General features: G+C 65.8%; 15 protein-coding genes. 2 read left to right on the plus strand and 13 right to left on the minus strand.

Annotation, left to right across the window (positions count from 1 at the left end; all coding sequences use genetic code 11):
* Positions 1–4: 4 nt before the first annotated feature.
* From paaB to ACFSDX_RS01580, 8 genes are all read right to left on the minus strand, one after another.
* Positions 5–292, minus strand: a complete 288-nt coding sequence (gene paaB / locus ACFSDX_RS01545; protein WP_382311430.1) for a 1,2-phenylacetyl-CoA epoxidase subunit PaaB — start codon at positions 290–292, stop codon at positions 5–7.
* A gap of 124 nt (positions 293–416) precedes the next feature.
* Positions 417–1,379: a 1,2-phenylacetyl-CoA epoxidase subunit PaaA gene (paaA, locus tag ACFSDX_RS01550; protein WP_382311431.1), complete on the minus strand. Its 963-nt coding sequence runs from the start codon at positions 1,377–1,379 to the stop codon at positions 417–419.
* A 165-nt stretch (positions 1,380–1,544) separates the two neighbouring features.
* Positions 1,545–2,624 carry a 1,2-phenylacetyl-CoA epoxidase subunit PaaE gene (gene paaE, locus ACFSDX_RS01555; RefSeq protein WP_382311432.1) on the minus strand — a complete coding sequence of 360 codons (1,080 nt, stop codon included), beginning with the start codon at positions 2,622–2,624 and terminating at the stop codon, positions 1,545–1,547.
* Positions 2,621–3,277, minus strand: coding sequence for a TetR/AcrR family transcriptional regulator (locus ACFSDX_RS01560; RefSeq protein ID WP_382311433.1), 657 nt, complete (start codon positions 3,275–3,277; stop codon positions 2,621–2,623). The genes paaE and ACFSDX_RS01560 overlap by 4 nt, the downstream gene beginning before the upstream one ends.
* 76 nt (positions 3,278–3,353) lie before the next feature.
* Positions 3,354–4,697: a phenylacetate--CoA ligase family protein gene (locus tag ACFSDX_RS01565; protein WP_382311434.1), complete on the minus strand. Its 1,344-nt coding sequence runs from the start codon at positions 4,695–4,697 to the stop codon at positions 3,354–3,356.
* 269 nt (positions 4,698–4,966) lie between these two features.
* Positions 4,967–8,203: a PAS domain S-box protein gene (locus tag ACFSDX_RS01570; protein ID WP_382311435.1), complete on the minus strand. Its 3,237-nt coding sequence runs from the start codon at positions 8,201–8,203 to the stop codon at positions 4,967–4,969.
* A 263-nt stretch (positions 8,204–8,466) separates the two neighbouring features.
* A complete protein-coding gene (locus tag ACFSDX_RS01575) occupies positions 8,467–8,682 on the minus strand; it encodes a hypothetical protein (protein WP_382311436.1) in 216 nt (71 codons plus the stop codon).
* 264 nt (positions 8,683–8,946) lie between these two features.
* Positions 8,947–9,135 carry a hypothetical protein gene (locus ACFSDX_RS01580; protein ID WP_382311437.1) on the minus strand — a complete coding sequence of 63 codons (189 nt, stop codon included), beginning with the start codon at positions 9,133–9,135 and terminating at the stop codon, positions 8,947–8,949.
* Between the two features lie 107 nt (positions 9,136–9,242).
* Here ACFSDX_RS01580 and ACFSDX_RS01585 point away from each other — a divergent pair, with 107 nt between their 5' ends.
* Positions 9,243–14,054: a PAS domain-containing protein gene (locus ACFSDX_RS01585; protein WP_382311438.1), complete on the plus strand. Its 4,812-nt coding sequence runs from the start codon at positions 9,243–9,245 to the stop codon at positions 14,052–14,054.
* Here the strand turns inward: ACFSDX_RS01585 and ACFSDX_RS01590 are convergent.
* The gene (locus ACFSDX_RS01590; protein WP_382311439.1) at positions 14,051–16,666 is read right to left on the minus strand and encodes a PAS domain-containing protein; all 2,616 of its coding nucleotides are present in this window, start codon (positions 16,664–16,666) and stop codon (positions 14,051–14,053) included. The two genes, ACFSDX_RS01585 and ACFSDX_RS01590, sit on opposite strands and share 4 nt — an antisense overlap.
* A gap of 666 nt (positions 16,667–17,332) precedes the next feature.
* On the opposite strand from ACFSDX_RS01590, the gene ACFSDX_RS01595 reads away from it, so the two are divergent.
* The gene (locus ACFSDX_RS01595; protein WP_382311440.1) at positions 17,333–17,764 is read left to right on the plus strand and encodes a response regulator; all 432 of its coding nucleotides are present in this window, start codon (positions 17,333–17,335) and stop codon (positions 17,762–17,764) included.
* A 51-nt stretch (positions 17,765–17,815) separates the two neighbouring features.
* Here the strand turns inward: ACFSDX_RS01595 and ACFSDX_RS01600 are convergent, their stop codons facing one another.
* The 4 genes from ACFSDX_RS01600 to ACFSDX_RS01615 all read right to left on the minus strand — a co-directional run bounded on the left by ACFSDX_RS01600 (position 17,816) and on the right by ACFSDX_RS01615 (position 22,916).
* The gene (locus ACFSDX_RS01600) at positions 17,816–19,018 is read right to left on the minus strand and encodes a sensor histidine kinase (protein WP_382311441.1); all 1,203 of its coding nucleotides are present in this window, start codon (positions 19,016–19,018) and stop codon (positions 17,816–17,818) included.
* Positions 19,015–19,827 carry an alpha/beta fold hydrolase gene (locus tag ACFSDX_RS01605; RefSeq protein ID WP_382311442.1) on the minus strand — a complete coding sequence of 271 codons (813 nt, stop codon included), beginning with the start codon at positions 19,825–19,827 and terminating at the stop codon, positions 19,015–19,017. The genes ACFSDX_RS01600 and ACFSDX_RS01605 overlap by 4 nt, the downstream gene beginning before the upstream one ends.
* 178 nt (positions 19,828–20,005) lie before the next feature.
* Complete coding sequence (locus ACFSDX_RS01610; RefSeq protein WP_382311443.1) at positions 20,006–20,416, minus strand: response regulator; 411 nt, start codon at positions 20,414–20,416, stop codon at positions 20,006–20,008.
* Positions 20,417–20,435: 19 nt separating this feature from the next.
* A complete protein-coding gene (locus tag ACFSDX_RS01615) occupies positions 20,436–22,916 on the minus strand; it encodes a PAS domain-containing sensor histidine kinase (protein WP_382311444.1) in 2,481 nt (826 codons plus the stop codon).
* Positions 22,917–23,029: the final 113 nt, after the last annotated feature.

The following is a 23,029-nucleotide window of genomic DNA, read 5'->3' on the forward strand; positions in this document are numbered from 1 at the left end:
AGCATTACATGTGTTTAATGGAATCCGGCACGTCGTAGAACGTGGGGTGCCGGTACACTTTATCGGCCGCCGGGTCGAAGAAAGCTTCGGCATCGTCGGGGTTTGAGGCGTGGATATGCGTCGACTCAACCACCCAGATGCTCACGCCCTCCAGGCGGCGCGTGTACACGTCGCGCGCGTTTTGGATAGCCATGGTGGCATCGGCGGCGTGCAGGCTACCCATGTGCTTGTGGTCGAGGCCCTGCTTGCTGCGGATAAAGACCTCCCACAGAGGCCATTCGGACTGGTTCATAATGTGTTATAAAGCATTGTCATGCAGAGCGTAGCGAAGCATCTCGCGTGCTGCACTAACCTCTTTTGCCAGCAACGGTGCGAGCGAGATGCTTCGCTACGCTCTGCATGACGGACGTTGGAATTTAAGCCGCTACCGCCGCCGTACGCGCCTTGCGCTTCGCGGCGTGCGCATTAGCCGCTTCACGGACCCAAGCCCCTTCCTCATGCGCTTGCACGCGGGCTTGCAGGCGGTCGGCGTTGCAGAGGCCGTTGCCCTTCACTACTTGCCAGAATTCTTCCCAGTTCACCTCGCCGAAGTCGTAGGCTTTGCGCTCCTCATTCCAGCGCAGCTTTTCATCCGGCACGGTCAGGCCTAGGAACTCGGCCTGAGGCACCATCATGTCCACGAATTTTTGACGCAGCTCGTCGTTGGTGAAGCGCTTGATGCGCCACTTCATACTCTGCTCGGTGTTGGGCGAGGCATCGTCGGCCGGGCCGAACATCATCAGCGTGGGCCACCACCAGCGGTTGAGCGACTCCTGGGCCATTTCTTTCTGAGCGGGCGCGCCCTCGCATAGCGTTTGCATCACCTCGAAGCCCTGGCGCTGGTGGAAGCTTTCTTCCTTGCACACCCGCACCATAGCCCGCGCATACGGCCCGTAGCTGGTGCGGCACAGCGGCACCTGGTTGAGGATGGCGGCGCCATCGACCAGCCACCCCACGCAGCCCATGTCGGCCCAGCTCAGGGTGGGGTAGTTGAAGATGCTGCTGTACTTGGCCTTGCCCGAGTGCAGGTCGGCCAGCATCTGGTCGCGGCTGGTGCCTAGGGTTTCGGCGGCGCTATAGAGGTAAAGGCCGTGGCCGGCCTCGTCCTGTACCTTCGAGAGCAGGATGGACTTGCGCTTAAGCGACGGAGCACGCGTAATCCAGTTGCCCTCGGGCAGCATCCCCACCAGCTCGGAGTGCGCGTGCTGCGAAATCTGCCGAATCAGGGTTTTGCGGTAGGCGTCGGGCATCCAGTCCTTAGGCTCGATACGCACGTCGGCGTCGATGCGGGCCTGGAACTGTTCTTCCTGGGTGAGGGCGGGGGCGGTTAGGGTTTCCATATTGGTTATCTATTGTTGATTAATGCGTTTTCCAAACCGCTTGTCATTGCGAGCGCAGCGAAGCAATCTTTCCTTCACGCATGGCAGACGTGAGCAGACGACAAGGAAAGATTGCTTCGCTACGCTCGCAATGACAGGCGGTTTCACCACTTCAAACAAGTCAAATTACTGGTCAAAATCCACGGTTACCTGCTCCGTCACGGGCCGGGCCTGGCAGGTGAGCACGTAGCCCCGCGCTACCTCGTCGACAGAGAGCGAGTAGTTTACGTCCATCTCCACGCGGCCGTTGGTCACGCGGGCGAGGCAGGTGCTACACATACCGTTTTTGCAGGAGTATGGTGCGTCGATGCCGCTTTCCAGGGCCGCGTCGAGGATGGTATTGCCGTAGTACGACATCTCTAACAACCGCGCGCCACCGTCGAGTTTCAGCGTTACCAGGCTCTTTTTGTCGTCTTCGCCCGCGGGCGGCAGCTTGGTTTTGGCCGCGCCGGCCTGGCCCGCGCTGGCCGAGCCAAATAGCTCAAAGTGAATTTTTTCGGGCGCCACGCCTGCGCTGGTCAGGGCCGTACGCACGCCGTTTACCATGTCCTCGGGGCCGCACAGGAAGCACTCGTCAATCTGGCTGGCGGGCACCACTTTTTCCAAGAATTGCCGGGCCTTCTGCTCATCAATGCGGCCGAAGAGCAAGTCGGCGTCGCCCTGCTCGCGGCTCAGGATGTGGTACACGCTCAGGCGGCTGAGAAACTTGTTTTTGAGCGCTTCCAGGGCTTCTTTGAAGATGATGGAATTGCGGCCGCGGTTGCCGTACACCAGCGTCACGCGGCTGTTAGGCTCTGTCAGTAGTACCGTCTTCACGATACTAAAAATGGGCGTAATGCCGCTACCCGCCGCAAAGGCCACGTAGTGCTTGGCCTGCGCGGGGTGCAGCGCGGTGTAAAAGTGCCCGGCCGGCGGCATCACCTCCAACTCCTCGCCGGCGCGCAGCCCATCCACGGCTAGGCCCGAGAAGCGGCCTTCCGGCACTTTCTTAATGGCTACCTGCCACTCGCCATCGAGCGGACTGCTGCAAATGGAGTACGAGCGGCGTAGTTCCTCGCCGTTGTGCACGCGCCGGAAGGTGAGGTACTGCCCCTGCATGAAGCGGAACGCCTCGCGCAGCTCGGTGGGCACGTCGAGCGTCACGCGCACGCAGTCGGGCGTTTCGCGGGCGATGTGCTTGATTTTGAGTTTGTGAAAGCGGCTCATGCGGTAGGTTTTTTCAGCCCGTCGAGGAGCATGGTAAGGAGGTCGGTTTCCAGTTCGGCGGCCGACAAGCTGCGGCCCGGCCGGTACCACAGCTCGACCCAGCGCACCGCCGAGAGCAGCGTAAATAAGGCCACCGACACGTTCACGGACTGCAATTCGCCCGCCGCGATGCCCTGCTCAATCAGCGCCGCAAAGCCTTTTTCGTAGCGCTTGCGGGCCTGCTTAAATTCGGTCAGGCGCGGCTCGGTCAGCGCCTTCCACTCGTTGTTGGCTACCGATACGGCGGCGCCGTTCGTGGTCATCAGGCGCACGTGGCGCCGCAGTAGCTCGGTTATTTTATCGAGGTGCGTCCCGGCCATTTGCTCTGCCTCGGTCAGCTGCGCGATGTAGGTGTCCGATACTTGAAAGCAGATGGTATCCAGAATCTCGTCCTTCGACTTGATGTGGTTGTACATGCTAGCCGCGTCGAGGCCCACCCGCGCTCCTAGGTCGCGCATCGACGAGCTGCCGAAGCCGCGCTCCTTAAATAGATGAGCCGCTTCGTCGAGGATGAGCTGCCGCTGCTCGGGGCGGCGCTTTTTCACCAGCCGCGCCGCGCCCGAGGCGGGCGGCAGGGCCGTCGGGGCGGGGCTGAGAGTGGTTTTGGGAGGCATGTAATTGCTGATTCTGTTCAATAAATACGTTCGTCATGCTTCGACTCCGCTGCGCTCAGCATGACGGAATAGCTTGCTAAGTCAGCGCCCGCAGGTCGCGCACGCGGCTGAGCTTACCGCCCTCGCTGCGCGGCAGCGTGCCGAAGCCGAGCAGCGTCACCTTCATGCTGAGGCCGATGTTGTCCTTTATTTTCTTGGCAAAGGAGCCTTGCAGCGCCCGCAGGCAGTCGTGCTGCTGGATGGTGTCGGCGGTCACGGTTTCCAGGCCCAGGTCGCGCATGAGGTCCTCGGCGATTTCTACGCGCACTTCTACCTCGTCGAGGCTGCCGCGGCGCGAGGCCACCACCTGGTAGTAGGGGCTCACCTGGGGCAGGCCGCTGAGGATATCCTCGACTTGCGTGTGGAAGAAATTGACCCCGCGAATGATGAGCATGTCGTCGGCCCGGCCCCGAATCGGGCCCATTTTCACGTGCGTGCGGCTCACCGAGTGGTCGTAGGTGAGGTTGGTGATATCGTTGGTCCAGTACCGCAGGATGGGCATGGCCTTTTTGGTCAAGGTTGTGAATACCAACACGCCTAGGTCGCCTTCGGGCACCAGCTCGCCGGTGTGCTGGTCCACTATTTCGGGGTAGAAATGGTCTTCCCACACGTAGCTGCCGGTGCCACGCTCGTTCACGTCTTCCTGCGACACGCCGGGGCCCATGATTTCGCTGAGGCCGTAGATATTGGTGGCTTTCACGTGCAGGCCGGCCTCTACCTGCTGCCGGATGGCGTCGGTCCAAGGCTCGGCGCCCAGCACGGCGTACTTCAAATTAAGCGCTTCGGGGCTGATACCGCGGCGCTTGAGTTCCTCGGCCAGCACCTGCGCGTAAGAGGGCGTGGCGCAGAGAATTTCGGGCCGGAAATCCTGCAAGAGCTGCAGCTGCCGGTCGGTGCTGCCACCCGAAACGGGGATGACCGTCAGGCCCAGCTTTTCGGCGCCGTAGTGCACGCCCAGGCCGCCCGTGAAGAGGCCGTAGCCATAGGCATTCTGGAGCTTCATGCCGGGCCGGCAGCCGGCGGCGGCCAGCGAGCGGGCCACTACTTCGGCAAAAATCGCGAGGTCGTGGGCCGTGTAGCCAACTACTGTGGCCTTGCCCGTGGTGCCGCTGGAGCAGTGCAGGCGCGCGACCTCGTGCTCGGGCACCGCAAACAGGCCGAAGGGATAGTTATCCCGAAAATCCGTCTTCTTGGTAAAGCCCAGCTTGCCCAGGTCCTCCAAGCCCCGAAATGTGGCCGGATGCACCCCTAAGGCCTCAAACTTGCGCCGGTAAAAGGGTACCCGCTCGTACGCGTACGCCACCTGCTCCTTGAGCCGGGCGTTTTGGAGGGCGCGCAGCTGTGGCAGCGGCAGCCGCTCGATGGCGGGGTTGAACAGCATGGGAAGGGCTGTTGGCGGGTGGGAAGGGAGTAGCACTAGAACGGCCGCCGGGGGCGGCGCGTTCTTTTCACGTGCAAATAAACACAAACAAATGTTTGTTTAGCAGCCAGCCCGTAATAAGCGCCGCCCGCGCGCCCGGTTTTCGGCTGAGCCGCCGCGCAGTGGCCGCGTTCCGCAATTGCCTAATTTCCTGACCTAGGGCGAGCGGGTAACCAGAAATCTGGCGAGCTGTGGGCTGCGAAGCTGCTGGCTCCTGGCCCGGTACTTCGTTACAGAGAAGGCTGCGCAGCGGAGCCAGGCGGGTAGGGCAAATACACCGAGAAAGTGGAACCCAGGCCCACCTGGCTGTCGACCTCAATGCGCCCGCCCACGTTTTCGACCATGCGCTTGACCATGTACAGCCCAATGCCGGACCCCTCCACGTGGCTGTGCAGGCGCCGGAACATGGCGAAAAGCTCCTGGTAATGGCTGGCCTCGACGCCCAACCCGTTGTCTTGCACGCGCAGCACGAGGTACTGGCCGGTGGGGTCGGGGTAGCAGGAGAGCCGGACCCGGGGCGGGCGGGCGGGGTGGCGGTACTTTACGGCATTGCTGAGCAGGTTGTAGAGCAGCGAGCGCAGGTTCTTGGGCGAGAACAGCACCCTAGGGTAGGCCGCGAAGTCGACTTCTACCTGCGCCCCGGTGGCTTTCAGCAGGGGCAGCAGGTCCTGGCAGATATCCTCCACCACGGGCGGCAGCAACACCTCGGTAATGGGCTGGTCGTGCTCCTTTTGCAGCTTAGTGATGTCGCTCAAGTGGTCGATGGTGCGCTGAAAGCGGGCCACCGATTCCTGCATCATGGTCAGCAGTGGCCCTAGGTCATACGCCCGCTGGGCGGCGGCCGGCAGCTGGGCCTGCAGCTCGTGCAGCAGGCCCTCGATGTTGGTGATGGGTGATTTTAAATCATGCGAGGCGGTGTAGATGAAGTTGTCGAGGTCGACGTTGGTGCGCGTGAGCTGCTCGTTGGAGCGCTGCAACAGCTGCTGCGAGTGGCGCAGGGCTTCTTCCGCCCGCTTGGCCTCCGTGATGTCGAGCACAAACTTGACGCACTCGGTGTCGCTCAGGCGCTTGCCCGCCGACAGCCCCCACCAGTACGAGCCGTCGGGGCGCTGGTACTGCTTCTCGAAGGGCGTGCTCTCGCCGGTGGTGCGCAGCTCGTGCAGGGCCTGCTGCGTGGCCGCCGCGAAGCCCGGCGCTGTGAGCGCGTCCAGGTGTATCTGGCCCTGGGCCAGCTCGGCGCGCGCGTAGCCGCTCATGCGCTCGAAGGCCGCGTTGCCGTCGTGCAGGTCGCCCGCCAGGTCAAAAAACAGGATGCCCACCGTGTCGATGGAGAGCGCTTTTTGCAGCCGCTCCTGGCTGCGGAGCAGCGCTTCCTCCACCTGCTTGCGGTCGTGGATGTCGACGGAAGAGCCAAACCAGCGGAGAATCTGGCCGCTCGTAGGGTCGCGGAAGGGCTCGGCGCGCACCAAAAACCAGCGGTACGTGCCATCGGCCGCCCGAATGCGGTGCTCGACCTGGAAGATGGTACCGGTGCGTCGCGCCTCCTCAAAAGCCCGTATTGTGGGGGCGCCATCGTCGGGGTGCACGTAGTTGTTGGCCACCGTGGCGGCCGTGCTCGGCTCCAGGGGGCCGCCGGTGTAGAGGCCCCACTGCCGGTTGAAAAACTCGGTGCGGCCGTCCGCGTCCATTATCCACACTATCTGCGGCACGGCGTCGGCCATCACCCGAAACCGCTCTTCCGACTCGCGCAGGGCCGCTTCTACGCGGGCGCGCATCACGGCGGCCCAGGTGCGCTCGGCCGTTTCTTCGAGCAGGGCCAGCTCGTCGGCGGTCCAGGCGTGGGCCGTGGGGTAGTGCATAAACAGCACCGCCCTGAGCTGCCCATCCTTGCGCAGCGGCACGTTGACGGTAGCCCCGAGCTGGAGCGCGGCGTGGGCCGCCTTCTCCGCGGCCGTGAGCGTGGGGTCGTGGGCAATGTCGGGGCGCACCACGGTGCGCCCTTCTTTGAGGGTTTGCAGCAGCTCGGGGCCGTAGTCGTCATAGTGGTAATGGCCCGCGAGGCTGGGCACGCCCGGCTGGGTGTAGTTGCGCGTGACTTCAATGTGCTGGCCGTCGCCCAGGTCTTCGGCGTAGCCCACGCGGCTGGCCCCTAGGTACCGCCCCAGGGCGCAGGCGGCCTGGTACTGAATGTCGGCCGCGTCTACCAGCGGGCGCAGCTGGTCGCTGAGCTGCAGCAGAAACGCGTGCTGCTGCTCGCTCTGGCGCAGGATTTCCTCGGCCTGCCGGCGCTGCGAAATGTCGGTGAACAGCACGGCCACCCGGTGCTGCCCGGGCTCGCCCACCCGAAAGGCGTACACGTCGAACCAGCGGTGCAGCTGCGCGGCCCGCTGCTCGAAGCGCACCGGCTGGCCGGTGCGCGCCACGGCCCCGTAGGTGTTAAACCAATGCTGCTCGAGCTGCGGGGCCAGCTCGCCGATGGTGCGCCCGGTGGCGCCGGCCAGGCCCGTTTGCCGCTCAAAGGCGGGGTTCACCTCCACAAAGCGGTAGTTCACGGGCCGCTGCGCACCGTCGAACAGCATCTCAATCAGGCAGAAACCTTCGTCGATGGTTTCGAAGAGCGTGCGGTACTTGGCCTCGCTGGCGCGCAGGGCGGCGGCGGCCCGCCGGTGCTCCGTTGCGGGGTGGGTGCGGCCGCCCACGGCCTCCACCGCGCCATCGGGGCCGAGCAGGGGCACGAAGGTGTACTCAAATTCGCCGGTTTCGCCGGTGGGGCTGGTGTAGGCCGTTTCGCCCGTCACGGGCTGCCGGGTGGCGGCCACCTGCTGAATCTGAGTCTGCAGCTGCGTGGCGAGCGGCGCGGGGTATCCTAGGTCAAAGAAATTCTTGCCGAGGGCCTGCTCTAGGGGCAGCCCCCACAGGTCCAGCAGCGGCTGGTTCACGTAGCGAAAGCGGCCCTCCAGGTCAAATAAATACACGAACTCCTGCAAGCTGCCCAGCACCGCATCGAAGCGCTCGAGCTGCTGGCTGCGTTCGGCCAGGCGGCCCGGCTCCGCAGGCGGGGCGGGCGCTTCGGGCCCGGCGGGCGCCTCGCTGAAGCTCAGCAGTAGCCCGCCGCCCACGCGCTGGGCCGCCAGGTGCAGGCGGTGCTGGGGGCCGCGCACGGCGGGCGCCGCCGCCGGGTGGCCCGGCGCGGGCGCCCCAAACGCGCCGTGCACCAGCGCCCAGCTGCCATCGGTGCGGCTACCGGCAAACTGCTGCGTGAAGGTGGTGCCGGGCTGCGCCGGCAGGTGCAGCAGGCGCTGCGCGGCGGGGTTGAGGTAGGCCAGCGCCACATCCACGAGGTGGCCGGCTTGGTCGTGCACGGGTGCGCAAAGCACCATGCCCGTCGGCGACAGGTCGAGGACCGTGGTGAGCAGCGCGTCGGCGGGAAACAGGTCAAGGACCTGCAACGAAGAAGCAGGGGGCATGGCAGCGCAAAGGGGCGCGAAAAGATACGCGCGCTACAAAAGGTAACTATCCAGACGCCGCAAACTAAAGAAGGGGAGGCATTTGGATGCGGCTACCCAGCCATAAATAACCAGCCCAGGGCGGTAACGACTGGTAATCAACAGCATTAAAAAAGCCTTGCCTGGGTGGGCGAGGCTTTTTTAAATAGTGCCAGCAGCCGGTATGGGGGCCGACGCTGGACTTTGACCGGGCGGCCAAGCGGCCGGGGGTAGTGTCGAAGCGGTTAAAGCGGGCCGCCGCCCGTGGCGAGGGCCGCCTCCCGGGCCTGGCTGACCTGATACCAGGTAAGCTCGCCGGCCACGTAGCGGGCGTAGAGCTGCTGGGTGCAGGCGCTCATCTTCTTGGCAAGGCCCGGCAGCATGCGCTGCATCTGGGCCAGTACCCAGGCGCGCTGCGCCGGCGTTTGCGCGGCGGGGCCAAACTTAGGGTCGTAGGTCATAGCGTATGAAGTAGTGAGTAGAGGACCACACAAAATTCTGAAGTGGCGGCCTCTCCCCCAAGGGGACGGCTACTGGTTTTGGGCAAGCAAAACACGTAATTATCCCCTAGGTACTTGCCGGCCGGCGCCCCCAACGAACGCCTTGCCACGAGTGCGGCGGGCTGGATGAGCGCCCGGCCGGCCGCCGCATTTTTGCGCAATACTTCAGCGTGGGCCGGCCCAGGGCCAGTATCTTCGCTAGCTCACGCCGCCTGCTGTTCTCTTTTACTCTCGTTCCGAAAACGGTGCTGCGCAACAGGTGCCCACCACCTGCCGCTCGTCTTTGCTACCCTTGCTGCCCCCGCGCTGGCTGGCCCCAACGCCGCCCGGGCGGCCCGCGGCCCCGCCGCCCGGTGTGCTGGTCGGTGCGCCCTTGCTAGGTCCGCGCAGCTGGTTTACTTCGTATAAGGCCATGCCCTTGCCGCTACCCTAGGGCGGCCCCTGCCCAGGGGGGCGCCCTAGGGTAGCGGCAAGGTAATTGCCAGTACCCAGCCCGCCCCGCCGCACCCGCGCTTTTTCTCATGGACCACTTGATTGCAGCCGACCTTTCGGCTAGTTTGCTGCTCGATACCTTGCCCTGGGGCGTGCTAGTGCTCGGGGCCGATGCCACGGTGCAGGCCCTCAACCGGCAGGGCGCAGCGTGGTGGGGCCAGCCGGCGGCGGTGGTGCTGGGCCAGCCGCTGGCCGCGCTCGCGCCCACCGGCCTGCCCCCCGACCTCTACCAGGCGCTGCGGGCGCTGGCCGCCGGCGCCACGCTGCCGCCGGCCGAGTTTTTTTTGCCCGCCACCCAGCAGTGGATAACCCAGACCAGCGCCCGGCAGGCGGGCCAGGTGGTGGTGTACTGGCAGGCCAGCCCCGCCCGCCCGCCCGCCGAAGCCGCTGCCCCGGCGGGCCCGGAAGAAAAATACCGGGCCCTGTTTGCCACCGCCGACGAGGGCTTTGCCATCCTGGAACTGCTGGTGGATGCCGCCGGCCAGCCCGTGGATTTTGTGTACCAGGAAACCAACCCGGCCTTCGTGAAGCACGTGGGGCGGGAGCTGCGCGGCCAGCGGCGCTCCGAAGTGATACCGGAGCGGCTGGACTTTCTGCTGGAAAAATACGCCACCGTGGTGGCCACCGGCGAGCCGCTGCACCTCGAATACGAGCTGCACAGCCTGGGCCACCAATGGTTTCAGCTCACGGTGTCGCGCATTGGCGGGGCCGGCAGCCGGCACCTAGGGGTCATTTTTCGCAACGTGACTAAGCGCAAGCGCCGCGAAGCCAACCTGGCTTTTCTGGCCGACCTCAACGTCGATTTTGCGCCCCTGCTCAGTGCCGAGCAGATTATGAGCCGCGTGGGCGAGCAGCTGGCCGAGTACCTGCACCTGTCGCGCTTTTGCCTGGCCGTGGTAGACCCCGAGGCCGACCGCCTCGAAATTATTTTCGACTGGCGGTGGGAGGCCACGCACCTGCCGCCGCGGCTGGGCGAGCACGCCCTTTCGGCCATCGTAACGGCCGCGGGCCAGCAGCACCTAGGCGCGGGCCGGCCGCTGGTGAGCACCGGCCAGGCGCCCAACCCGCTGCTCACCAACGGCCCCGAAGCCCTGGTTTCGTTTGGGTTCGGCTCGTTGGTCAACATCCCGCACCTCGTGGATGGGCGCTGGCGCTTTATGCTGACCGCCGCCCGCGCCCAGCCCGGCGACTGGTGGCCCGACGAGGTGGAGCTGTTGCAGCAGATGGCCACCCGCCTCTACGCCCGCCTCGAGCGCGCCCGGGCCGAAGCCGCCCTGCAGGCGGCGCACGCCCAGTTGGTGGGCGTGCTCGAAAACACCAGCGACGCCTTCTACGACCTCGATGCCGGGTTTCATTACACCTACGTCAACCAAAGGGCCGCCCAGCTCTGGGGCCGCGAGGCCGGCGCCCTGGTGGGCCGCCACCATTGGACGGAGTTTCCGCAGGCCGTGGGCGGCGAGTCGTACCGCCAGCACTACCTGGTGCGGCAGACGGGCCAGCCGGCGCACTACGAAACGGTGTCGCCGGTGCTCGGCACCTGGGTCGATGTGAGCATCTACCCCAGCCAGGCCGGTGGGCTGTCGGTGTTTTTTAAAGACAGCACCGCCCGCAAGCAGGCCGAAGAGCGGCAGGCGTTTCTGCTCCAGCTCAGCGATGCGCTGCGGCTGCTCACCAGCTCGGTCGATATTCAGGCCACGGCCGCCCGTGTGCTGGGCCAGCACCTAGGCGTGGACCGGGCCTACTACGTGGACATCGACGAAGCCGCCGAGCGGTACGTCGTCATCCACGACTGGCACCGGCTGGGTACCCCCAGCCACGCCCGCCGCTACCCGCTGGGCGACTGGCCCATGCCCTGGCTGGCCGATGGCCAGACCTGGGTGTGCCACGACGTGGACACCGACCCCACCCTGCCCGAGGCGCAGCGCCCCGACTACCGCGCCAACGACATTCGGGCCGCCGTGGTGGTGCCCCTGCTGCGGCAGGGGCGGCTGGTGGCTACCCTGGTGGCCAACCAAAGCGCGCCCCGCGCCTGGACGCCGCAGCAGGTGGCGCTGGTGGAGGAAACGGCCCACCGCACCTGGGCCGCCGTGGAGCGCGCCCGCGCCGAGGAAGCGCTGGCCCGCTCCGAAGAAAAATACCGCACCCTGTTCGACTCTATCGACGAAGGCTTTACCACCGTGGAAGTGCTTGTGGATGAGGTGGATAAGGCCGTGGACTACCGCATTCTGGAGATGAACCAGGCGCACGAAAAAATGAGCGGCCTGCCGCGCACGGCGGTGGGCAAGCGCGCGCGCGAGCTGATGCCCAACATCGAGGAAAGCCGGCTGGCGCGGCTCGGCCACGTGGCGCAGACCGGGGAGTCCATTCGCTACGAGCAGTACGTGCCCGAGCTGGGCCGCTGGTTCGACGTGTACACCGCGCGGGTGGGCGGCCCCGGCAGCCGCACCCTGGCCAACGTGCTCACCAACATCACGGCGCGCAAGCGCTACGAAGCCAACTTGGCTTTTCTGGCCGAAACCAGCGCCGACTTTGCCCCGCTGGCTAGCGCCGAAGATATCCTAGGTCGCATCGCGGGCCGCCTCGCCGACCATTTGCAGCTGGCGCGCTGCCACTTTGCAATGGTGGACGAGGCCGCCGACCGCCTCGAAGTGGTGTACGACTGGCGGCACGATGCCCACCTGCCGGGCCGGCTGGGCGCGGCGCGCATTTCGGACTACCTCACCGCCGCCGGCCGCCAGCACTATGCGGCCGGCCAGCCGGCCGCGCTCACCGCCGCGCCGCCCAGCGCGCTGGTGCAGGCGCCCGCCGAGGTGCTGCGCGCGCTCGGCATTGGCTCGCTCCTAGACGTGCCCTACGTGCAGGATGAGCGCTGGAAATTTCTGCTGACCGTGGGGCGGGCCGAGGCCGGCGACTGGCGCCCCGATGAGCAGGAGCTCATTCGGGAGCTGGCCGCCCGCGTCTACCTGCGCCTGGCGCGCGCCCGCAGCGAAGCCGCCCTTCAAAAGTCGGAAGAGCAGTTTCGCCTCTTCGTCACGGCCAGTTCCGACACGCTCTACCGCATGAGCCCCGACTGGCGGCAGATGCTGATTCTGGAAGGTAAAAACTTCCTGGCCGACACCCCGAAGCCGAGCACTACCTGGGCCGAGCGCTACCTGCCGCCGGCCGAGCAGGCCCGCACCTGGGCCGCCATTCAGGCCGCCATTATCAGCAAAAGCCCCTACGAGCTGGAGCACCGCGTGTACCGCGCCGATGGCACCGAGGGCTGGGTGGCGTCGCGGGCCGTGCCGCTGCTCGATGCGCAGGGCGAGCTGGCCGAGTGGATTGGTACGGCCACCGACATCACGGCCCGCAAGCAGGCGCAGCAGCAGCTGGCCGAGCTCAACGCCCACCTAGAGCAGCTGGTGGCCGAGCGCACCTACGAGCTGCAACAAAACCGCGACCTGCTGCGCTCGGTCTTCGACACCAGCCTGCTCTCGATGTCGGTGCTGCACGCCGTGCGCGACGAGGCCGGGCGGGTGCAGGACTTCCGCATCAACCTGGTAAACCGGGAGCTGGAGCGCGAAACCGGGCGCACCGACCTGGTGGGCAAGCTCTACGCCCAGGAATACCCCGGCGTGCGGCTCACCGGCATCTACGACCTGATGCTGCGCACGCTGGCCACCGGCCGGCCCCAGGGCATGGAGTATTTCTACGACTACGAGGGCTTTAACCAGTGGTTCTCGTGCCAGTTTGTGCGCATGGGCGATGCCCTGGTGGCCACCAACCTCGACATTACGGAGCGCAAAAACGCCGAGCAGGAGCGTATCAAAAACCTGCGCCTGCTAGAGCAGGCCGAGGCCGTAGCGGGCCTAGGCAGCTGGGACTACGAGCTGGCCACGGGCGCTATGCGCTGGTCCGACGGCATGTACCAGCTGCTAGGCCTGCCCCTGGGCCAGCCCGTGACGCCCGCCATCTACCTCGACCACGTGGTGGACGCCGACCGGCCCCGGGCCGAGCAGCTGGTGCGCCAACTCACGACGGGCGCCGCCGATGCCGAGGGCATTCTGCACCTGCGCGTGGGCGGGCAGGTCAAGACCGTGCGCCTCAAGGCCGTGGTGCTGCACGACGAGGCGGGCCAGCCCGCGCGGGTGCTGGGCGTGGACCTGGACATCAGCCAGTTGCAGCGACTGGAGCAGGAAAACCTGCGCCTGCGCCTGAGCCAACAGCAAGCGCTGTTTGAGGCGGTGCAGGCCGCCCAGGAGGCCGAGCGCCGCCGCATCGCCGAAGGCCTGCACAACGGCATCGGCCAGATTTTGTACGCCACCAAGCTGCGCCTCGACCAGCTGCGCCCGCTGCCCGGCGGCGCGTGGCAGCCCGCCCATCGCGAGGCCGACAAGCTGCTGGGCGAGGCCATCCGCCAAACCCGCACGCTCTCGCACGAGCTGGTGCCGCTGGTGCTGGAAGAGTTTGGCCTGGCGGCGGCCCTGCAAGACATCTGCCACAAGATGAGCAGCCCGCAGCGGCGCCTGCACTGCTTGGTGCAGCTCGATGCCGAGGTGGCCCCGCTGGCGCCGGCCTTGCAGCTGGCTCTCTACCGCATGGCCCAGGAGCTGGCCCAAAACATTGTGAAGCACGCCCTAGGTGCCACCGAAGCCAGCCTGGAGCTCGAAACCATGCCGGGCGCGGTGCTGCTGCGGGCCGAAGACAACGGCCCCGGCTTTGCCACGCCGCCCGCCGCTTCCACCGGCCTGGGCCTGCGCAGCATCCGCGACCAGGTAACGCTGCTTGGCGGGGCTATGCAGGTGGGCACGCACCCCAGGGCCGGCGCCTACGTCCGCATTCGTATTCCGCTCCGCCCCTAGGCGTCTCCATTCGGCAGAGGCAGGCGCACCTGCACGTGCGTGCCTTGCGCGGGCGCCGAGTCGATGTGCACGGTGCCCCCAAACTGGGCTACGCGCTCGTGCAGGGTGCGCAGGCCGATGCCCGCCTGGGCGGTGGCGGGTGCAAAGCCCTGGCCGTTGTCCTCGACCCGCAGCACGGCCCAGCCGGGCAGGGTTTCGATTTCGAGGGTGGCCTGGGTGGCCCGGGCGTGTTTCACCACGTTCTGGGTCAGCTCCTGGGCCAGGCGGTAGAGCACTACTTCCAGGGGCCGGGGCAGGGGGTGGGCTTCGTCTAAGAAGCTGAGGCAGTGCAGCTGAAACGACGCGCTGTGCATGCTCCGGCAGATGTCGCGCAAGGCCGTTTCCAGGCCAAACTCCTCGACCAGGCCCGGCATCAGCTCGTGCGAGATAGTGCGGGTCTGGCGCATGGCTTCGCTCAGCAGGCGCTTGGTGGCCTGGTGGGTGGCGGCCAACTCGGGCGCGCTGGCCAGCAGGGGCGCGCTAGTGAGCTGGTCGAGCTGCAGCTTGGTGGCGTAGAGCAGCTGCCCCAGGCCGTTGTGCAGGCTCTCGGCAATGCGGCGGCGCTCTTCTTCCTGGGCCTGCACGGTGGCGGCCAGCAGCTCTTGCTGCTGGCGCAGCCGCAGGTGCAGGTTCTCGGCCTCCAGTCGCGTCACAGGGCTGATGTCGAAGGCTACCCCCAGCAGGCGCTCGGCGTGCCCGCTGGCGTCGGTGGTTTGCAAGGCCTTGACGCGCAACGTTTTTATCTGGCCCTCGACCAGCACGCGCACGTTTTCCTCGTAGGCCAGGTGGCCCTGCCGGGCCTGCCGCAGCAGCTGCTCGGCCAAGGCGCGGTCGGCGGGCACCACTACGTCGAGGTAGGTGCGCGGCCCTACGAGGCGGCCCGGCGGCAGGCCCAGCAGGCGGTACAGGCCCTCGGACCACACCAGCGCGCCGGTGGCCACAGTGTATTCCCAGCTGCCTAGGTTGGCTACTTCCTCGGACTGCTGCAGGCGCTGCACGTGCTGCTGCAGGGCGGCGGCGGCCTGCACCTGCTCGGTTACGTCGTGCACGGTGCCGCGCACCAGCCACACGCGGCCCTGCTCGTCGGCCAGGCTTTCGAGCTGCCGCGCCACCACCCGCACCTCGCCCTGGGCCGTGACGATGCGCTGCTGGTGCTGGGCGGTGCCGGGCCGGGCGCCCAGCGTGCGGTGCAGCTCCTCGTAGGCGGGCAAGTCGCTGGGGTACACAAAGGCCTGGGCGTCGGCGAGGCTGATGTCGGCCTGGGGCGCCAGGCCGTGCAGGTGGTACAGCTCTTCTGACCAGTGCATGTGCCCAGTGGCCACGCGCCACTCAAACCACCCTAGGTGGCCCAGGGCCTGGGCTTCTTTGAGACGGCGGTGCTCGTTGCGCAGGGCCTCTTCGGCTTGCTTTTCGCGGGTGGTGTTCTCGTTGAGGCTGATGTACTGGAGCGGCACGCCGGCCGCATCGCGCCGGAATACCTTGGCCCGGGTGCGGCGCCATTCCCAATGCCCCTCGCGGTGGCGCAGGCGGTAGTCGAGCTTGCGAATTTCGTCGTCGGGGGCGGCGGCCAGCGCGGCCAGGTGCTGGCGCAGCAGGGGCTGGTCGGCGGGGTGCACCAGCTCCTCTATCCAGCGCAGGTCGCCTAGGGCAGCCAGCTCCTGCTCGGTGTAGCCGAGGCGCAAAAACTGGGCGCGGTTGATGTACACTATGCGCTGCTCGGCAAAGTCAAACACGCTGATGGTGCCCGGCACGGCATCGGCCACCTGCTGAATGAAGTGCGCCTGCCGCTGAATTTCGGCTTGGGCCTGCTGCTGCTCGGTCACGTCTTGCACCGTACCCAGGAGCTTGGTGGGCTGGCCGGCGGCATCGCAGGCCACCTGGCCGGTGCTCACCAGGTGCCGCTGCTGCCCATCGGGCCGCCAGATGCGGCGGTGGTACTGGTAAGTCTGCCGGGTGCGCAGGGCCTGCTCGATAACCTGGCGCACGGCCGCCGCATCCTCGGGCTCCGAAATCGAGTCGAGCCAGTCGAGCGTGGGCACGAAGGACTGGGGCGCGTAGCCCATCAGCCGAAATAGGTTGTCGGAAAAGTAGAAGTGCAGGGTCGCCACGTCGCCCTCGTAGCTACCCATCTGGCCGATTATCTCGGCTTTCTGTAAAAGCGTTTTTTCGGGTGGCTGCGCCGGGTCGTCGGGCGGGGCGGCTGCTTCCAGCCGGTGCACGAGGTAGGCGAGCTGGCCCTGCGCATCGAGCACGGGCGTGGTGAGCGCGGTGTAGTAGCGCGGTGCAGCGGGGCCGCCGGGCGGGCCCACCTGGTAGGGGTGCGGGGGCAGGGCCTGCGGCTGCCGGGTGGCCAAGGCCTGGCGCAGGCTGGCCGCCACCAGGGCCGGCTGCGTGGTGGGCAGCGCGGCCGGCCAGGGCTGGCCCAGCAGGGCGGCGCGCGGCAGCTGCAGGGCGCCTAGGTAGGCGTCCGACGCGGTGAGCACCAGCAGCTCGGGCGAGAGAACCAGGTAGAGGTCGGGCAGCGTTTCGAACACCTGCCCGACGGGCTCGGGGAGCATGACGAGAGTTGGCATGGGGCAGCCTGATGAAGAAACGCGATGGGACGAAAAGTATATCTATAAATTTATATAATAACCTGTGTTTTAGCTTTCGTAGTAAAACTACTTGTTTTTCTACGCATTAGGTTATGCTTATGGTAAGATACGTAGTTCGAGCTATGAGTTTGCTTCCCAGATAAGTCCGTGTTAATCCGGAGGCCCGTCGCCCGAACGCGGCGTTTAAAAATTGTTTTGTTCAGCCGGGCAGAAGGCCGCTGAAGCGGTCTGCGCCGGGTAGCGGCCTGGGTGCTGGCTTCCGCGCCGCGCCGGCGCCTCATTTACCCGGTGCGCCGGTTGCGGCTGTTGGTATGCGGGAGGCCTAGTGAGGCTGGCCCACTCCGTTTTGTGGGCGGTGTAGCCCAGGGCGCGGCCGGCCGGCTGCTGGGCTTTGCTGGTGGGTGTGCTACGGCCCCGGTGCTCCTGGGGCGGGCCAGAGCGGGTAGCGAGCTGGCAATTGTTGGCTAGGCGGCGGCGGCTTGCGGGGCGAAATCGGGGGGCTAGCCACATTTTTTTGCCCTCAACAAAACTTCATACTCACGCGGCTACCTAGCTTATTTCATCCTAAACACACCCAGCGGTAAACCAACTGCTGGGTAAAACCCGTAGAGAATGGGTGGGTTACGCACATTATGCCTTGTAGCTATGGATACTTCTTCGGTGACGCTGGTGGTAGATGATGATGCCGTTGCTCGCTTTCTTACTTGCCGCTTATTGCGGCAGGAGCAGGTGCCGGGCAGGGTACTGGAAGCCAGCAATGGCCAGCAAGCGCTGGAGGTACTGCAGGAGTTATGCGCCTCGACGCAGCCGCCCTTGTCTGTGCTCGTGCTGGTTGATATCAACATGCCCGTGATGAACGGCCTGGAATTTTTGCGCCAGCAGCAGGCGCTGCCCGCCCTTCATTGCCAGGTGATGACCACCGTCGTTGTGTCCTCCTCAGCCGCGGAGGCGGATAGGGAGCGCGCCCAAGCACTGGCCAGCGCTTACGTAACCAAGCCGCTTACGCAGTCCGTGTTGCACCAGCTGGTGCAGCAGCACCTGGCCAGCAGCGGCCTAGGTTGCGCCAGCGGGCAGTAGGCCACTGCGGCATCGGCTTGCTGGTGGGCTTCGCTTAGCCTTCCACAACCCCTACGCAACGCCGGCCGGCAGGGTGACTATGAAGGTGGAGCCCACATCGGGCTGGCTTTGCACCGTGATGGTGCCGCCCGCATTTTCGACAATGCGCTTGACCATATAGAGGCCAATGCCGGTGCCCTCCACGTGGTTGTGCAGGCGCTGAAACAGGCCGAAGAGCTGGCCTTGCTGTTCGGCACTCAGGCCCAGGCCATTGTCCTGCACTTCTAGCACAACCTGGTGGCCGGCCCGGCGGCAGCGCACCTGCACCACGGGCGGCCGGTCGGGGTGGCAGTACTTGATACCGTTGCTGAGCAAGTTGTAGAGAATACTGCGCAAGTGATTGGAGGCGAAGAAGAAGTGCGGGCACTGGTCTACCGCCCGGGTGAGCTGGGCCGCGGCGGGCAGCTGCGGGGCCAGGTCGAGGCACACGGCGTCGAACAGCGCGGCCAGGTCCACCGTCTCGGCGGGTGTGGTCTGCGACTGCTGCAGCTGGGTGATGTCGGTGAGCTGGTGGATGGTGGTGGTGAAGCGGTCTACCGACGTCTTCATCAGGGCGAGAATGTGCGCCACTTCCGGCCCCTGCCGCACCGCGGCGGGCAGCTCGCTGCCCAGCAGCGCCAGCAGGCCCTCGATGTTGGCAATGGGCACCCGCAGGTCGTGCGAGGCCGTGTAGATGAACGTGTCGAGGTCGGCGTTGGTGCGCGTGAGCAGCTGATTGTTTTCGGTGAGGGCGGCGTTGGCCTGGGCCAGCTGCGCGCGCTGGTCGTCGGCCAGCTGCTTGGCCCGCAGCAGCTCCTGCTCATACTGCTGGCGGGCGGTGATGTCGAAGAGCATGACCCGCACCACCAGCGGCGAGCCATCTTGATTGCGCACCAGCGTAGCCGTCAGCAGCACGGGCTGGGTGGTGCCATCCTTGCGCCGCAGCTGGTAGCTCAGCTCGCGCACGTAACCTTGCAGCAGCAGCAGGGGCATGCCGTGCATCTCGAAGTGCAGCGCTCCACCTAGGGTCAGGAGTTGCTGGAGGCTGCGTTGCGCCACCAGCTCCGGGCGGGTGTACCCCAGCCAGGTCAGCAGGGTTTGGTTTACTTTCACCAGCGTGCCGTCGGGCAGGCACGAGCAGTAGCCGCACGGCGCTTGCTCGTAGAGGTCCTCGGCGCTTTCCTGCGTCAGGCGCAGGTCGAGGGGTGGAGTGGACTGGTCGTCATCGGCTTTCATGCAGGGAGCGAGCGGGCTGCCTGCAAATATGCACGAATGGCGGCAATGGTAGCCGCCGGGGCACTGACGTGCGGGCAGTGGCCGCTGGTATCCAGCACCACGAGCTGGCTGCCGGCCAGCTCGTGGTGCAGGTAGGTGCCCACGGCCAGCGGCGCGAGCAAGTCTTGGGCGCTCTGCAAAATCAGGGCGGGGGTGCGCACGTGGCGCAGGTCTGCCCGGTTATCGCCCAGAAATGTGACGCCGGCGAAGTGCCGGGCAATGGCCGGGTCGGTGCGGCAAAAGCTGTTGGCCAGCCCGGCGGCCAGCTCCGGCTGGTCGGGGTGGGCCATCACCACGGGCGCAAACGCCGCCGACCACCCTAGGTAGTTGGTATCCATGGCCTCCAGCAGCTCGGCAATGTCGGCCGGCTCGAAGCCGCCCGTGTAGCCGCTCGCGTTGAGGTAGCGCGGTGAGGGCGCCACCAGCACGAGGCGGGCAAACCGCGCCGGCTCCTGCACGGCGGCCAGCACCCCAATCATCGCGCTCACCGAATGGCCCACGAATACTACGTCGTGCAAGTCCAGCGCGCGGAGCACCTCGCGCACGTCCTCGGCATGCGCACTTAGGGTGCTGTAGCGGGCCGGGTCGTAGGCAGCCAGGTCGGAGCCGCCGGCCCCCACCAGGTCGAGCAGCACCACCCGGTACTCGGCCTCGAAGGCGGGGGCCACCAGCCGCCACATGTGCTGGTCGCAGCCAAAGCCGTGCACAAATACTAGGGGTCGGGCCCCCGTGCCGGACACGCTGACGCGGTGCCGTTTCAACACATCCATACGGTTAGCTGGTAAGTAAGCGTAGCGCAAGCTACACGGTATATCGCCCTAGCGTTCCCGCTGCCACCGGCAGTTATATTGTTATAGGCTTCATCGCGCTAGCCAATAGTATATTAAGCTGCAATACGCACCCGGCTATTGTGCTCAGCGCTACGCCGGGCAGCGCTCTAATCGGGATTTACCTGGCGAAGTGCTGCTCCAGCAAAGTTGTGACCTTCTCGCGGGTCAGCGGCTTGTTGAGAAAGCCGGCAATGGGGAGCTGCTGCGCCCGCGCCAAGTCGTGCTCATGCAGCGAAGTAGTGAGCATGACGATGACAATGGCTTGCTGCTGCGCCAGCGGCATCTGCACGTAGACTTCCAGAAACCCCAGGCCGTTGAGCACGGGCATGTTCATGTCGAGAAAAATGAGCCTAGGGCACGCCACATTAGCCAGCGCCGTGCAGGTTTGGTCGAGGGTGCGCAGGGCCTGCTCGCCGTTTTCGGCCACGAGCACCTGCTCGGTCACGCCCATATTGGTTAGCAGCAGCTTATTGAGAAAATTGGTGGTGGGGTCGTCATCGACCAGCAACACACTGGGTAAGGGTAGCATATAGATGGGAAGCGGATACTTAGCTAGGGAACCTAACGGTGAAAGTGGTTCCCGCGTTGGGCTGGCTCTGCACGGTAATGGTGCCGCCAGCGTTCTCAATCAGGCGCTTCGTGATGTAGAGGCCCACGCCCGAGCCCTCCACGTGGGTATGCAGGCGCTGAAACAAGCCAAAAAGCTGGCGCTGCTGCACCGCGCTCATGCCCAGGCCATTATCCTGCACTTCCAGCACCACGGCCTGCGGCGTGTGCTGGGCGCGCACCTGCACATGCGGAGCGCGGTCGGGCGCCCGGTACTTCACGGCGTTGCTGAGCAGGTTGTAGACGATGCTGCGCAGGTTGGCCGGCGAGAAGGACACGACCAGCCCGGCCGGCACCGCCACCGTGAGCTGGGCACCCGCCGCCGCAATGGCGGGCATCAGGTCCAGGCGCACGTCCTGCACCACCGCGGCCAGGTTTACCGGCTCGGCGGGCCCCACGTGGGCCAGCTGCAGCCGCGAAATGTCCGTGAGCTGGGCGATGGTGAATTGAAAGCGGGCCACCGTCTGGTTGAGCAGGTCGAGCAGGTGGGCCACCAGCCCGTTTTGCTGCAGCTCGGGCGGCAGCGTGTCGCGCAGGGCCAGCACGATGCTCTCGATGTTGGTAATCGGCGCTTTCAAATCGTGCGAGGCCGTGTACACGAAGGTGTCCAGGTCCACGTTGGTGCGCGTGAGCTGGCGGTTGCTCTCAAGCAGCTCCTGGTTGATGGCCGCCAGCGCCCCGTTCAGGGCCTGCACCTGCTGGCGGGCCCGCACCTGCTCAGTTACTTCCATCACGAACGCCAGAATGCCGGTGATGCGGCCCTGCTCGTTGCGCCGGGCTTGGTACACGATGGTGAAGTAGCGGTCCTCCAGCTCGGTGCTGCCGTCGGCGCGGGCCACGGGGATGAGTAGCTCGTGCTCCTGCTGCGTTTCGCCCGTTTCATACACGTGGCGGAGCAGGGTTTCGACCGTGGTACCGGCCATTTCGGGGAACACGTCAAAAAAGCGCCGCCCTACTAGCTGCCGGTCGGGTACCATGCGCAGGTAGCTAGGGTTATGAAACTCGTATACCAAATCGGGTCCGGTCTGAATGGCGATGCCCACGGGCGCCTGCTCTAGCACGATGCTCACCAGTTGCTGCTGGGCCTCGCGCGCCTGGCGGGCCAGCACCTGCTCGGTTACATCGTACGCAAAAATGGAGACACCCACGATGTGCTCGTCTTCGCGGTAAGCCTGGTAGCTAAAATCGTAGTACCGCTGGTGAGGGGCGGAGCCATCGGGCGGCGTGGTGACGACGGGCAGCGCCGAGCCGTAGTAGGGGTGGCCCGTGGCGTACACCCGGTCCAGCTCCGGAATCAGGCCGGCGGCCACAATTTCGGGCATGGCCTCGGCGTAGCGTCGGCCCAGCAGGGCCCGGCCCGGAAAGAGCCGCTGAAAAGCGGGGTTGCAGTAGTGGATAACGTGCTCCGGGGCGCGCAACAGCGCCACGATAACGGGTATTTGCTCGAACAGCCGGTAAAACTCTTCCCGCTCCTGCGCCTGGCGCTGGGCGGTGGCCAGCAGGGCGGCTTGCAAGGCCAGGGCCTCGCCGGCGCGCTTGGCTACCTGGGCCCCTAGGTCGGCATTGAGCTGCTCTAGCTGCTGGCGAGCGCGCACCTGGCTCGTCACGTCGATTGCTACGCACAAGACGCCCGTAATGCGCGTTGGCCCGTCGTACACGGGCAGGTAGGTGACATTGAAATAGCCTAGGTAGGCTTGCTGAGTTTGCGCGATGCGGACGGGCAATTCTTGCGAGACGTGCGTCTGGCCCGTGGCGAGGACATCGGCAAAGACCTGCTCAAAGCCCTGGCCCGCCAGGTCGGGCAGGGCCTCAAAGTGCGGGCGCCCCTGCACCTGGGCCACCGGCCGCCCCCAGAGCTGCCCCATAGGCTGGTTGGCCCACTCTATCACAAAGTTGGGTCCGCGCAGCAGGCCCATCGCCACGGGAACGTCCTGGAAGACGCGCTGCAGCTCGGCCCGCTGGCGCTCGGCTTCGGCCAGGGCCCGCTGCTCGCGGGCCTGGCTGTCGCGCAGGGCTTGTTCGACGGCGCTGCGGTCCTGGTCGCTGGTATCGGTGAAGCTGACAACCAAATGCTCGCCGCTGCGCCGGGCGCTGAGCTTGAAGTAGTTGTCTAGCCCATCGGCCTGGTAGTTAGTTTGGTACGTAAGCTGTTCACCCGTCTCAAACACCCGCTGGTAGTACTGAAAAATCCCTTCGGCGAGCGTGTGTGGGAAGTGACCCAGTAGCGTGCCGCCGGGCTGCTCGGGCAAGCCCGCCATGCGCTGGGCGGCCGGGTTGAGGTACTCCAGGGCGAAGTCCACGATGGCGGGCCCATTCGGCTCGTAGAGGGGCCGCACCAGGTGGATGCCCGTCAGCGAGACATCGAGGAGGGTAAGCCAGTCTTGCGCCGTAAATAAATCGGCGAGTGGAACCGCAGCAGTCATACAAGCAGCACAGTAGAAGGCCGGTAGAAGCAAGCGCTACTCGTCCGGCATAGGGTAGGGACGGGGCAATCTACGGCCGGCGGGCCGGCGTGGATACTAATTACCTCCTAATG

Source organism: Hymenobacter bucti, from assembly GCF_042681145.1.
GTDB classification, from domain to species: domain Bacteria; phylum Bacteroidota; class Bacteroidia; order Cytophagales; family Hymenobacteraceae; genus Hymenobacter; species Hymenobacter bucti.